The sequence below is a fragment of the Nesterenkonia sp. F genome (assembly GCF_000220985.1).
In the GTDB taxonomy this organism is placed as follows: Bacteria; Actinomycetota; Actinomycetes; order Actinomycetales; family Micrococcaceae; genus Nesterenkonia.
The window spans coordinates 1-10,244 of the sequence record NZ_AFRW01000066.1 but is presented as its reverse complement, the minus strand read 5'-3'; the positions used below and the strand labels follow the sequence as shown (position 1 = coordinate 10,244).

The 10,244-nt window shown below is 71.2% G+C and carries 14 protein-coding genes and 1 pseudogene; 5 read left to right on the top strand and 10 right to left on the bottom strand.

What is annotated here, in order from left to right; all coding sequences use genetic code 11:
* Both GU5_RS0105475 and GU5_RS0105470 read left to right on the top strand, forming a co-directional pair.
* Window positions 1-321: pseudogene (locus tag GU5_RS0105475) on the top strand (hypothetical protein); the annotation flags it as partial.
* Between the two features lie 9 nt (window positions 322-330).
* Window positions 331-633, top strand: a complete 303-nt coding sequence (locus tag GU5_RS0105470; protein ID WP_010524570.1) for a putative quinol monooxygenase — start codon at window positions 331-333, stop codon at window positions 631-633.
* A 28-nt stretch (window positions 634-661) separates the two neighbouring features.
* Here GU5_RS0105470 and GU5_RS0105465 read toward each other — a convergent pair whose 3' ends face one another.
* The 5 genes from GU5_RS0105465 to GU5_RS0105445 all read right to left on the bottom strand — a co-directional run bounded on the left by GU5_RS0105465 (window position 662) and on the right by GU5_RS0105445 (window position 3,717).
* Entirely contained in the window at window positions 662-1,054 is a 393-nt protein-coding gene (locus GU5_RS0105465; protein WP_010524569.1) for a type II toxin-antitoxin system VapC family toxin, read from the bottom strand.
* Window positions 1,051-1,308, bottom strand: a complete 258-nt coding sequence (locus tag GU5_RS14195; RefSeq protein ID WP_010524568.1) for a type II toxin-antitoxin system VapB family antitoxin — start codon at window positions 1,306-1,308, stop codon at window positions 1,051-1,053. The genes GU5_RS0105465 and GU5_RS14195 overlap by 4 nt, the downstream gene beginning before the upstream one ends.
* Window positions 1,309-1,401: 93 nt before the next feature.
* Window positions 1,402-2,199, bottom strand: a complete 798-nt coding sequence (locus GU5_RS0105455; protein ID WP_010524567.1) for an amino acid ABC transporter ATP-binding protein — start codon at window positions 2,197-2,199, stop codon at window positions 1,402-1,404.
* Complete coding sequence (locus GU5_RS0105450; RefSeq protein WP_010524566.1) at window positions 2,183-2,851, bottom strand: amino acid ABC transporter permease; 669 nt, start codon at window positions 2,849-2,851, stop codon at window positions 2,183-2,185. Before GU5_RS0105450 ends, GU5_RS0105455 begins: the two co-directional genes overlap by 17 nt.
* Window positions 2,851-3,717 (bottom strand): amino acid ABC transporter substrate-binding protein, encoded by an 867-nt coding sequence (locus tag GU5_RS0105445; protein ID WP_010524565.1) that lies wholly within the window; start codon window positions 3,715-3,717, stop codon window positions 2,851-2,853. The genes GU5_RS0105450 and GU5_RS0105445 overlap by 1 nt, the downstream gene beginning before the upstream one ends.
* Before the next feature lie 201 nt (window positions 3,718-3,918).
* Between GU5_RS0105445 and GU5_RS14190 the strand changes: the two genes are divergently transcribed.
* Window positions 3,919-4,353: a thioesterase family protein gene (locus GU5_RS14190; protein WP_010524564.1), complete on the top strand. Its 435-nt coding sequence runs from the start codon at window positions 3,919-3,921 to the stop codon at window positions 4,351-4,353.
* Between the two features lie 49 nt (window positions 4,354-4,402).
* Here GU5_RS14190 and GU5_RS0105435 read toward each other — a convergent pair whose 3' ends face one another.
* Window positions 4,403-5,242, bottom strand: coding sequence for a LuxR C-terminal-related transcriptional regulator (locus tag GU5_RS0105435; protein ID WP_010524563.1), 840 nt, complete (start codon window positions 5,240-5,242; stop codon window positions 4,403-4,405).
* A gap of 110 nt (window positions 5,243-5,352) precedes the next feature.
* Between GU5_RS0105435 and hxlB the strand changes: the two genes are divergently transcribed.
* Complete coding sequence (hxlB, locus tag GU5_RS0105425; RefSeq protein ID WP_010524562.1) at window positions 5,353-5,982, top strand: 6-phospho-3-hexuloisomerase; 630 nt, start codon at window positions 5,353-5,355, stop codon at window positions 5,980-5,982.
* A 73-nt stretch (window positions 5,983-6,055) separates the two neighbouring features.
* A complete protein-coding gene (gene hxlA / locus GU5_RS0105420) occupies window positions 6,056-6,679 on the top strand; it encodes a 3-hexulose-6-phosphate synthase (RefSeq protein WP_029514040.1) in 624 nt (207 codons plus the stop codon).
* A 391-nt stretch (window positions 6,680-7,070) separates the two neighbouring features.
* Here hxlA and GU5_RS0105410 read toward each other — a convergent pair whose 3' ends face one another.
* The 4 genes from GU5_RS0105410 to GU5_RS0105395 all read right to left on the bottom strand — a co-directional run bounded on the left by GU5_RS0105410 (window position 7,071) and on the right by GU5_RS0105395 (window position 9,957).
* Window positions 7,071-7,898: a MetQ/NlpA family ABC transporter substrate-binding protein gene (locus GU5_RS0105410; RefSeq protein WP_010524560.1), complete on the bottom strand. Its 828-nt coding sequence runs from the start codon at window positions 7,896-7,898 to the stop codon at window positions 7,071-7,073.
* A 61-nt stretch (window positions 7,899-7,959) separates the two neighbouring features.
* Complete coding sequence (locus tag GU5_RS0105405; RefSeq protein ID WP_010524559.1) at window positions 7,960-8,649, bottom strand: methionine ABC transporter permease; 690 nt, start codon at window positions 8,647-8,649, stop codon at window positions 7,960-7,962.
* Window positions 8,646-9,461 carry a methionine ABC transporter ATP-binding protein gene (locus GU5_RS14185; protein ID WP_010524558.1) on the bottom strand — a complete coding sequence of 272 codons (816 nt, stop codon included), beginning with the start codon at window positions 9,459-9,461 and terminating at the stop codon, window positions 8,646-8,648. Before GU5_RS14185 ends, GU5_RS0105405 begins: the two co-directional genes overlap by 4 nt.
* Before the next feature lie 28 nt (window positions 9,462-9,489).
* On the bottom strand, window positions 9,490-9,957 hold the full coding sequence (locus tag GU5_RS0105395; RefSeq protein ID WP_010524557.1) for an OsmC family protein: 468 nt from the start codon (window positions 9,955-9,957) through the stop codon (window positions 9,490-9,492).
* Window positions 9,958-10,244: the final 287 nt, after the last annotated feature.

The following is a 10,244-nucleotide window of genomic DNA, read 5'->3' as shown; positions in this document are numbered from 1 at the left end:
ACCGGGACGCGGCTCGAGGACCTCGCCGCCGTGGAGATCGTCGAGGCCTACGCCGCGCAGACGCTGGCCTGCCTCGACGCGCTCGGACTGCGCGCCGGCGATCCGCGGGTCAATGCCCTCGGCGGGGCCCTGGCGCTCGGGCACCCCTGGGGCGCCTCCCCGGCGGTGGCCGCGACGCATCTGGTCCACCGGCTGGCGGCCGCGCCGGCCGGGACCCGCGGCCTGGTCGCTTGCGCGATCGGCGGCGGCATGGGAGCGGCGCTGCTGGTCGAGGCCGTCGACGGCCGCGAGGGGCTGTGCGGCGTCTCCGCGGGCTCCTAGGGTGGCGGTATGACTTTCGCGAACGTGGGAACCATCGGAGTCCAGCCCGGACACCGCGACGACGTTGTCGCCATCCTGTCCCGGCACAACCCGCAGCTGGCCGCGGCCGGCTGCCTGAGCTACGAGGTCGGCGTCGACGAGGAGCAGCCCGACACGGTCTTCGTCGCCGAGCTGTGGACCTCGCGCCAGGCGCACGACGACTCGCTGCAGCTGGAGAGCGTGAAGGAGGCGATCGCCGAGGCGATGCCGATGCTCACCGGAGACATGGGCGGGCACCGCTTCGAGGTGGTCGGCTCGCCCCTGCGGGACTGAAGACGCCCCCCGCCCCGACGACGTGCCGTCAGACGGCCGGACGGATATCCGTCCGACTGAAGTCGTCGCCGACGAAGAGCAGCGGCTCTCCGTCCGCCGCCGCCAGCGCATAGCTGAAGCAGTCCCCACAGGTCAGCTGCGCCGGGTGCCCCATCCCTCTCCCGAAATCACGGAAGGCGGCCCGCGCGATCGTCGCCTGTCGGGCGTCGAGGGCGACGGTCTCGACGCCGAGACGCTCGAGGAGCTCGTCCACCTCGCGGGAGAGCACCGGATCCCGACGACGATCCACGACGATCCCCAGCTCCAGATACGACGCGACGGACATCCGTGCTCGGGACGCCGTCGTGATCGCGTGCAGCAGGGAATCTGCGCCCGGCTCTCCCTGGAGGATCGCGATGATCGCCGACGTGTCGACGATCATGCCGGCAGCCCCTCTTCGTCGTAGAGTTCATCGGTGCTCAGCGGCCCCTCGGAACGGATCCGGCCGCGGATGCTGTGCAGCAGGTCGTCGATGCGGCCGTCGTCGGCGCTGTCCGCCTGCTGATGCTCCCGCCGAAGCTTGGTCACATAGTCTTCGAGGGCGTCCTGCAGCGCGCTGGTCTGCGTCCCGCCGGACAGGGCCGCCGCTTGGCGGGCCAACTCGTGCACACGCTCGTTCTTGATGTTCAGACTCATCGCCGAGCACCTTTCTACCGTCCGCTTACACCATTCTCCCCTCGGTCCGTACGAGGACAAGAGGGTCAGGCCGACGGGAGACGAGATCCCGTCTCAGAACGGGTTGAGCAGCCGGTGGACGAAGCGCTGCGTGCGCTCCTGCGTCGGCTCGCCGAGCACCTGGGACGCCGGGCCGCGCTCGACGACGACGCCGCCGTCCATGAAGACGACCTCGTCGGCGACGTCGCGGGCGAAGGAGAGCTCATGGGTCACCAGGACCATGGTCCAGCCCTCCTCGGCCAGCTCCTTGATCACGCGCAGCACGTCGCCGACCAGCTCGGGGTCCAGCGCCGACGTCGGCTCGTCGAAGAGCAGCAGCGACGGCGTCATGGCCAGCGCCCGGACGATGCCCACGCGCTGCTGCTGCCCGCCGGAGAGCTCATGGGGGTAGGCATCCCGACGCTCGGCCAGACCGACCCGGTCCAGCAGCCGCTCGGCCAGCTCCTGCGCCTCGGCCTTCGGGCGGCCCAGCGCGTGGATCGGCCCCTCGGTGACGTTCTGGAGCACCGTGCGGTGCGGGAAGAGGTTGTACCCCTGGAAGACCATGGCGCTGCGGGTGCGCAGCGACTCGCGCCGCCGCCGCGTGGTGGCCTCAGAGAAGGTCACCGACGGGCCGTCGGCGAAGCTGATGGTGCCGGCGTCGGGCTGCTCGAGCCCGTTGAGGCAACGCAGCACGGTGGTTTTGCCGGAACCCGACGGCCCGATCAGCGCCAGCACCTTCCCCGTCTCCACGCGCAGGTCGATGGAGGTCAGCACCTCGGTGCCGCCGAAGGACTTGCGCAGCCCGGAGACCTCCAGCAGGGGCGTACTGCCCGACGGCGTCGCGGCGGTGTGGTCAGGCGCGGACGACATGGCGCTCCAGCCTCCTTTCGATGCGGTCCTGGACCCCGGACAGCACCACGCAGATCAGCCAGTAGATCACGGCGACCTCCATGTAGACGATCAGGAACTCGTTGGTCGCCGCCGCGATCTCCTTGGCGACTTTGAAAGCCTCGTCGACCAGGATCATCGCGGCCAGCGAGGTGTCCTTGACCAGCGAGATGAAGGAGTTCGACAGCGGCGGCACCGAGACCCGGGCGGCCTGCGGCAGGATGATCCGGCGCAGCGTCTGCGTCCGGGACATGCCGACGGTGTAGCCGGCCTCCCACTGTCCGGCGGGCACCGAGAGGATCGCCGCGCGGATGATCTCTGCGGCGTAGCCGCCCACGTTCAGCGAGAAGGCCACGAGGGCGCTGGGCCAGGCGGCCCAGGTCAGCCCGAGCTGCGGCAGGCCGAAGAAGATCACGAAGAGCTGGACCAGCAGCGGCGTCCCGCGGATCGCCGAGACGTAGGCTCGGCCGAGGCCGGCGAGCACCCGACTGCCGGAGAGCCGCATCATCGCCACCACGAGCGCGATGATCAGTCCGAGGGCGAAGCTGATGAGCGTCAGCGGGATGGTCCCGACCAGCGCGCCCTGCAGCAGCGGCCAGAACGAGTCCAGGACGAGCTGCCAGGCCTCGCCCATCAGTCTCCGGAGCCTTCCTCAGCGCCCGCCCCGGTCGCGGCCTCCGAGGTCGAGTAGTCCGCGCCGAAATGCTCCTCGCTGATCTCGGTCAGCGTGCCGTCCTCGGCCAGGGCGTCCAGCGCCTCGTCGACGGCCCGGGCCAGCGAGTCCGAGCCCTTCGGGAAGGCCATCGCCGCCTCCGACTGCTCCTCAGTCTGCACGGCGATCGTGATGTTCGTGTTGTCCTCGTCCTCCTGGTAATTCAGGTAGGAGAGCCGGTCGTTGATCGTCGCGTCCACGCGGCCCTGCTCCAGCAGGTCGACCGACTGCGCCCAGCCCTCGACCGGCTCGATCTCCGCCCCGGCCTCCTCGGCCGTGTTGTACCAGTTGCTGGTCAGCGACTGCGCCGTCGTGGTGCCGTCGAGGTCCTCGAAGGAGCTGATCGAGTCGTCGTCGGAGCGGGTGACGACCACGCCGTTGGAGTAGGTATAGGGCTCGGAGAAGGTGTAGTCCTCCTGCCGCCCCTCGGTGAGGGTGACCTGATTGGCCACCATGTCGAAGCGGCCAGCCTTCAGCCCGGAGAGCAGCGCATCCCACTGCGTCTCCTCGAACTGCACGTCCACGCCGAGCTTCTCGCCGACGGCCTCGGCGACGTCGACGTCATAACCGGTCAGCTCGCCGGATCCGCCCTCGTGGTAGGTGAAGGGCGGGTAGGTGCCCTCGGTGCCGACGACCAACGTGCCGGCCTCCTGGACCTCCTCGAGGGTCACAGGCTCGGCCGAGGAGTCGGAGGACTCCGACTCGCCGCGGGTCTGCGGCTCGCCGCAGGCGGCGGTGGCGAGCACGGCGACGGCGGCTGCGGTGACGGCGATGAAACGACGGATCATGGTGGACTTCCTCGTCGGGGTACGGAGACGGGTGCTGAAGGACCTTGTACGCTAACAGCCGGGCACGCTCCCGACATTCCGCAGATGTCCCTCTGTGACGGGATCCGCCGACGGCGCGCCGTCGCCCCTGATCAGACGGCCTGCGGAACAGCGTCGGCGGCGACGACCGCCCGAGCACCCGGCAGGAGACAGGAGGCTGCGATGACCGGCATCCCAGTGCGACTTCAGCTGCGATGGGGCGACCTGGACGCCTTCGGCCACGTCAACAACGCCGCCGTCGTGCGCCTGCTGGAGGAGGCCCGCACCCGCGGGCTCTGGGCTCCGGACGCGGACGACGCCGACGAGGCCGGCTTCCCGCGACTCGCCGCCGACTCGCCGGTGTGGTCGGTGGTCGCCGATCTGCAGGTGACCTACCGCCGGCAGCTGGACTACGAGCACTCCCCGATCACCGTCATGCTCACCGTCTCGACGGTCTCCGGGGCCAGCTGCACGATCGGCTATGCGGTCTTCGCCGACGGTGAGAAGGATCCGCGGGTCACCGCGTCGACGACCATCGTCACCGTCGATCGGGAGACCGGCCGCCCGTGCCGACTGCCGGAAGCCATGCGGAGCGCGCTCGAGGCGCTGCGCGCCTGACGCGCCCGCCGCTCGCCGGACGGAGCAGCTCGGCGACGATCCGCACAGCTCAGCGCAGCAGCGCGATCAGCTCGGCGCGACTCCGGGCGCCGGTCTTGCGCAGCAGGTTCGAGATGTGGAACTTCACGGTGTGCCCGCTGATCCCCAGCTCCTCCGCGATCGCCGCGTTCCGCGCCCCGCGGCCGAGATGCTGCAGGACCTCGGCCTCTCGCGGACTGAGATCGCCGAGGTCGTCGACGGCCAGCGGCGCCGGCACAGGGTCCAACGGTACGGCGATGCTGATCTCCGTGCCCCAGCCGAGTGTCGACTCGACCCCCATCCGTCCCTCGAAGGCGCTCACGTGGTCGGCGATCGGCCGCAGGGCGTCGTCGTGGGCGCCGAGCTCGCCGTCGCCGTCGTCGCGGATGTGCATCAGCAGATGGAGACCGTCGCAGTCCCAGTGCACCCGGACCCGCCGCGCGTTCGCCGAATCCACCAGAGTCAGCACGGCGCTGCGGACCACCGCCCGCGCCGCCCGGGCCACGTCGCCCGGCAGCGCACGCCCGTTGGACGGCGGCTCGACGAACTCCACGGCGACCCGCCCGTAGCGCATCATCGGCGAGAGCTCGGACTTCAGCCGGGCGAAGGCCCCGGTGACCGGCTCCAGGAGCTCCGACCCCTGCTTCTCGGCGGAGCGGACTTCGACGAGCGCGGCCGCGGCGACGGAGATCGCGGCCTCACGGGCTTCGCGGTCCCCGAGGCGGGGCGAGCGCAGCGCGGCCAGCAGCGACTCCAGCGTCACGGCCTGGCGGTCCGCGAGCTCCGAGAGGGCCCGAGTGTGGCGGGAGGCGCGGAGCCGGTCGTTCGGCGCCGCCGCCTCCGGCGGATTCTCCGGCGAGGTCTCCGACATACCCTCCAGGCTAGCCGCCCTGCCCGTTCGAGCAGGCCTGCCCGAACGGGCAGGTCGCCTCGACGTTCGAGGGACTGTGCGACGGCGCGCGCACCGGCAGGATCGTCCCCATGGACACCGACACCGCTGTCGCCCCCGCCGCCATGAGCCCCGTCTCCGTTCGGGAAGGCACCGACGACACCGCCGTCGCCGGTGCCCTCCGGACGATCACCGCCGAGCTGACCAGCACCGCCGAGGCTCTGGCTCTCGCCCCCGAGGCCCTGGAGTCCCTCGCCCGCGCCGTCGACGACGCCGACCGGGTCTTCGTGCTGGCCGCCGGACGCTCCGGCTTCGCCCTGCGGATGACCGCGATGCGTCTGATGCACCTGGGCCGGACCGTGCACGTCGTCGGCGAGACGACAGCCCCGGCGATCCGTCCCGGCGACGTGCTGCTGACCGCCAGCGGGTCCGGCACCACCGGCGGCGTGCTGCGGTCGGCGGAGAAGGCCCGGTCGGCCGGTGCGGACGTCGCCGCCGTCACCGCCACGGCCGGCTCTGCGCTGACCGAGCTCGCCGACGCCGTGGTGGTCGTGCCCGCCGCGCAGAAGCTCGACCGCAGCGGAGCGGTCTCCGCGCAGTACGCCGGAGGCCTCTTCGAACAGAGCCTGGCGCTGCTCGGCGACGCGCTCTTCCACGCGCTGTGGCGCCGCAGCGGCCTCACCGGCGACGACCTCTGGCCGTACCACGCGAACCTCGAATGACCCGCCGGCACGCTCGCCGGCCCGATCCCGTCCTCCCCGACCCCGCCGAAGGAGACCTCTGATGGAGACCCCGATGAAGATCCAGTTCGCCATGGACACGCTGACCACCGCCCAGGCCCTGGAGTGGGCCGCCGCCGCGGCGCCGCACGTCGACATCCTCGAGCTCGGCACCCCGCTCATCAAGAGCGAGGGACTCGCCGCCGTCACCGCGGTGAAGGCCGCGCACCCGGAGAAGATCATCCTGGCCGACCTGAAGACCATGGACGCCGGCGCGCTGGAGGCCGAGATCGCCTTCGACGCCGGCGCGGACCTGGTCACCGTGCTCGGCACCGCCGACGACAGCACCATCGCCGGCGCCGTCGAGACCGCGACCCGCCACGGCAAGGGCGTGGTGGTCGACCTCATCGGCGTGGAGGACAAGGCCCTCCGCGCCCAGCAGGCCGTCGAGCTCGGCGCCGAATTCGTGGAGATGCACGCCGGCCTGGACGAGCAGGCGCAGGAGGGCTACTCGTTGGACGGCCTGCTCACCGCCGGGCGCGCCGCCGGAGTGCCGTTCTCCGTCGCCGGGGGCGTCGGCCCGTCCACCGCGGGGGAGGTGAAGGCCGCCGGAGCGCATATCGCCGTCGCCGGCGGCGCCCTGTACTCGGCCGAGGACATCGGCTCGGCGGCCGAGGAGCTGCGCGCGGTCGTCGCCTGAGCGCAGATCGTCGTCGACGTCACATGGTTGAAACGCCGACGAAGCCTGCGCCTCATGTGACTGCGCCATGATGGTCCCGTCGTCGCCCGACGACGGCGACGGCCGCCCGGCCGTCGCCGATTCCACGAATTCGACGGAAGGTGATCACCATGGTCAGCGGACTTCTCGAGACGGTGCTGGGCCTCGCCGGCGGCCTGACCGACACGGTGCTGTCGCTGCTGGAGGGCCTGGGCCTCTGAGCCGGTGACCGGACAGGTCCGGACCGTCGGCGACCGGGGCGATCCCGCAGGCCTCGGCGTCGACACCGGCTCCGCTCGCACCGAGGGACGGCGCCCGCTCCTCGACCTGATGGTCGAGGACGGGCGCCGTCGCCATGCCGGCACCGCGGCGCTCAGAACGCCGGCAGCAGCGTGGCCGAGTGTTCCTCGGTGAGGAAGTCCCGGACCTCCTGTCCGGTCATCGCCTCGCGCAGCGCCTGGATCTTCTCCGAGTCCTCGGCCTCGGCGCGGGCGACCAGCGAGATGGAGAACCGCTGGTCGACCGTCTCCTCCAGGAAGAGCGCGTCCTCCGGGGTGAGGCCGACCTTGGAGATGTAGGTCGGGTAGTTGTAGACCAGGGCGACGTCGTCCTCCTCGTAGGCGGAGGACAGGTTCAGCAGGTCGACCTGCACCCACTCGAAGTCATGCGGGTTCTCCTCGACGTCGGAGACGCGGCCGTCGAAGCCCACGCCCTCGCGCAGGGTGATCAGCCCCTGCTCGTCGAGGATGGCCAGGGCGCGACCCTCGTTGGAGATGTCGTTGGGCAGGGCGACCTTCGCGCCGTCGGGGATGTCGGCGACGTCGTCGTAGTCGCGGGAGTAGAAGCCGACCTTGGCGTCGTAGATCGGGGCGATCGCCGTCAGGTCGGCGTCGTTCTCCTCGTTGAACCTCTCCATGTAGGGCTCGTGCTGGGCGAAGTTGGCGTCCACCTCGCCGTCGACCAGCAGCCGGTTGTACTGGACGTTGTCGTTGACGCGGACGAGCTCGACGTCCCAGCCGTCCTCGGCGGCGACCTCGGCGGCGAGCTCGACGACGTCGGTCATCGGCGGCATGTGCGAGGCGACGCGGATGACCTGGTCGTCCTCGGCGGCGGAGTCCGCCGACCCGGCGCCGCAGGAGGTCAGCAGCAGGGCGGTCGAGGCCGCGGCGGCGATCAGCGGCGCGGACAGGCGTGATGACATGAGCGGGTCTTCTCCTCAGCGTGGGGTGCGGTGATCGGTTCTTCGGGTGCGTCGCGGGCGCTCAGCGCCCGCGACGGTCCAGGCGCCGGGCGAGCTGCGTGCCGACCGCCTGGATCAGCATGACGATGACGACCATGATCAGGATGGTGCTGTACATCAGCTCGGGCTCGTAGGCCTGATAGCCGTAGCGGATGGCGAAGTCGCCGACGCCTCCGCCGCCGACCACGCCCATGATCGTCGAATACGAGATCAGGCTGATGGTCACCGTGGTCAGGCTCAGCACCAGGCCCGAACGAGCCTCGGGGTAGAGGAACCGGGTGACCAGCTGCCAGGTGTTCGCCCCCAGCGCGCGGCTGAGCTCGACGGTCTGCGGCGGGATCTCCAGCAGCGTCTGCTCGCTGAAGCGCGCGTAGAGGGCGGCGGCGACGAAGGCCAGCGGCACCGAGGCCGCCAGCGTGCCGAAGGAGGTCCCCAGCAGCCAGCGGGTGAAGGGGATCAGCGCGACGACGAAGAGCAGGAACGGCACTGAGCGGATGACGTTGACCGCCGCGTCGAGCACCGCGTGCAGCGTGCGCCGCGGATGCGGGCCGGCGGGACGCGTCAGGTACAGCAGCGTCCCGCCGGGCAGCCCCACCAGCACGGCGGCCAGCAGCGCGTTGCCGATCATCGCGATCGTCTCGACGACGGCCTGGACGATCTCTCCGCGGCGGGAGGAGAGGCTCTCCCCCACGGCGTCGAGGAGCTCCATCATGCCGCGCCCTCCTCACGGCCCCCACCAGCTTCTCGAGCCTCACGGAGCTCCCCGGGCTCCGGATCCCGCCGGTCGGCTCCGCCCTCCAGGACGTGGCGGACGCGGGCGGCGTAGGAGCTGAAGGTCCGCGCCGGCGGCGGGGCGACGACGTCGGCCACGCCGGCCAGCCGCCCGCCCTCCAGGATGGCCGCCCGGTCGCAGGAGCCCTGGACGACGTCGAGCTCGTGGCTGACCAGCACGATGGTGGTGTCCAGCTGGCGCCGGACGGCCGCCAGGGTGTCCATCACCTCGGACGCGTGGTGGTCGTCCAGCGCGGAGGTCGGTTCGTCGCAGAGCAGGATGCGCGGATCGGTGGCCAGTGCTCGGGCGATGGCCACGCGCTGCTGCTGACCGCCGGAGAGCTGGGCGGGGTACGACGCCGCATGCTCGGCCATGCCGACGAACTCCAGCATCCGGCGGACGTGGTCGACGTCGCGACGGCGCTGGAGCGACAGCGGCAGGGCCACGTTGGCGGCGACAGTCTTGTTGGCGAGCAGGTTGAACTGCTGGAACACCATGCCGATGCGGCGCCGTCGCCGCCGGCGGGCCCGGGGCGCGAGCGTCGCGAGATCCTCGCCGTCGACGTGCACGGACCCGGCGGTCGGCGCCTCGAGGTGGTTGATCAGCCGCAGCAGCGTCGACTTTCCGGACCCGGACTCGCCGACGACGCCGAGCATCTCGCCGCGTTCGACGGTCAGGCTGACGTCGTGCAGCGCCGGCGCCTCGTCTCCGCCCCGCCGGTAGGCCTTGGAGACGCCGGCGAGGTCGATCATGGGTGATTGGCTCACCTCGACGCGAACATCAGGCTCCGGCGGAGAATTCCTCCACCCGCATCGTGCTCACGTCCGGTCCGGACAGCAGCTTGGACACCGGGCAGCGGGCGTGGGCCTCGTCGGCCAGCTCGCGCGCCCGCTCGTCGTCGAGCCCCTCGATCGCGACGACGGCGGCGGGCTCGAAGCGATATCCCGGTGCCTCGGCCTCGCGGTGCAGCTCGACCTCGACGCGCACCCGCGAGTCGTTCTCCAGGCCGTGCTCGTCGAGCACCTTCTCCAGCGTGGCGTTCAGGCACGTGCTCCAGGCCATCGCGAGGAACTGTTCGGGGTCGAATCCCGAGTCCGGCCCGCGGTGGGGATCCGCCGGCGAGGCGGTGCCCAGCACCGGGCCGTTCTCCACCTGCACCGTGCCGTCGGTGCCGCCCTGATTCTCCGCTCGGGCGATGTACAGGGCCGAGGTCCGCGGCCCGGGCTCTGACTGCTGCGCGGTGCTCATGACTCCATGGTAGCCCGAGGGGCCGAGTCCGCGGCACCTCGATGAGGCGTCGCCGCAGGTGAGCAGGAGCCTCGCGCCAGGTGAGCGTCGGCACTCGGAACATCCCGCGGACCTGGGTGAACATATGTGCTTGACACGTGTTCCACGACGCCTACGATAGATCATGACCGGCATCACGTGATGCCCCTCACATCGCAGTCGGTCGATCCACCCGTGAAGCACCTGATCCGAGGAGCCCAGCATGACCCCCTCTTCCACCTCCGACGCCGCAGGACCTGCGGCGGACT

Excerpts from the sequence above, each read along its gene's own strand:
- hxlB (WP_010524562.1), top strand. The coding sequence starts at position 5,353 with ATGGACACCGACACCGCTGTCGCCCCCGCCGCCATGAGCCCCGTCTCC.
- GU5_RS14190 (WP_010524564.1), top strand. The coding sequence starts at position 3,919 with ATGACCGGCATCCCAGTGCGACTTCAGCTGCGATGGGGCGACCTGGAC.
- GU5_RS0105405 (WP_010524559.1), bottom strand. The coding sequence starts at position 8,649 with ATGATGGAGCTCCTCGACGCCGTGGGGGAGAGCCTCTCCTCCCGCCGC.
- GU5_RS0105435 (WP_010524563.1), bottom strand. The coding sequence starts at position 5,242 with ATGTCGGAGACCTCGCCGGAGAATCCGCCGGAGGCGGCGGCGCCGAAC.
- GU5_RS0105395 (WP_010524557.1), bottom strand. The coding sequence starts at position 9,957 with ATGAGCACCGCGCAGCAGTCAGAGCCCGGGCCGCGGACCTCGGCCCTG.
- GU5_RS0105465 (WP_010524569.1), bottom strand. The coding sequence starts at position 1,054 with ATGATCGTCGACACGTCGGCGATCATCGCGATCCTCCAGGGAGAGCCG.
- GU5_RS14195 (WP_010524568.1), bottom strand. The coding sequence starts at position 1,308 with ATGAGTCTGAACATCAAGAACGAGCGTGTGCACGAGTTGGCCCGCCAA.
- GU5_RS0105410 (WP_010524560.1), bottom strand. The coding sequence starts at position 7,898 with ATGTCATCACGCCTGTCCGCGCCGCTGATCGCCGCCGCGGCCTCGACC.
- GU5_RS0105470 (WP_010524570.1), top strand. The coding sequence starts at position 331 with ATGACTTTCGCGAACGTGGGAACCATCGGAGTCCAGCCCGGACACCGC.
- GU5_RS0105455 (WP_010524567.1), bottom strand. The coding sequence starts at position 2,199 with ATGTCGTCCGCGCCTGACCACACCGCCGCGACGCCGTCGGGCAGTACG.
- GU5_RS0105450 (WP_010524566.1), bottom strand. The coding sequence starts at position 2,851 with ATGGGCGAGGCCTGGCAGCTCGTCCTGGACTCGTTCTGGCCGCTGCTG.
- hxlA (WP_029514040.1), top strand. The coding sequence starts at position 6,056 with ATGAAGATCCAGTTCGCCATGGACACGCTGACCACCGCCCAGGCCCTG.
- GU5_RS14185 (WP_010524558.1), bottom strand. The coding sequence starts at position 9,461 with ATGATCGACCTCGCCGGCGTCTCCAAGGCCTACCGGCGGGGCGGAGAC.
- GU5_RS0105445 (WP_010524565.1), bottom strand. The coding sequence starts at position 3,717 with ATGATCCGTCGTTTCATCGCCGTCACCGCAGCCGCCGTCGCCGTGCTC.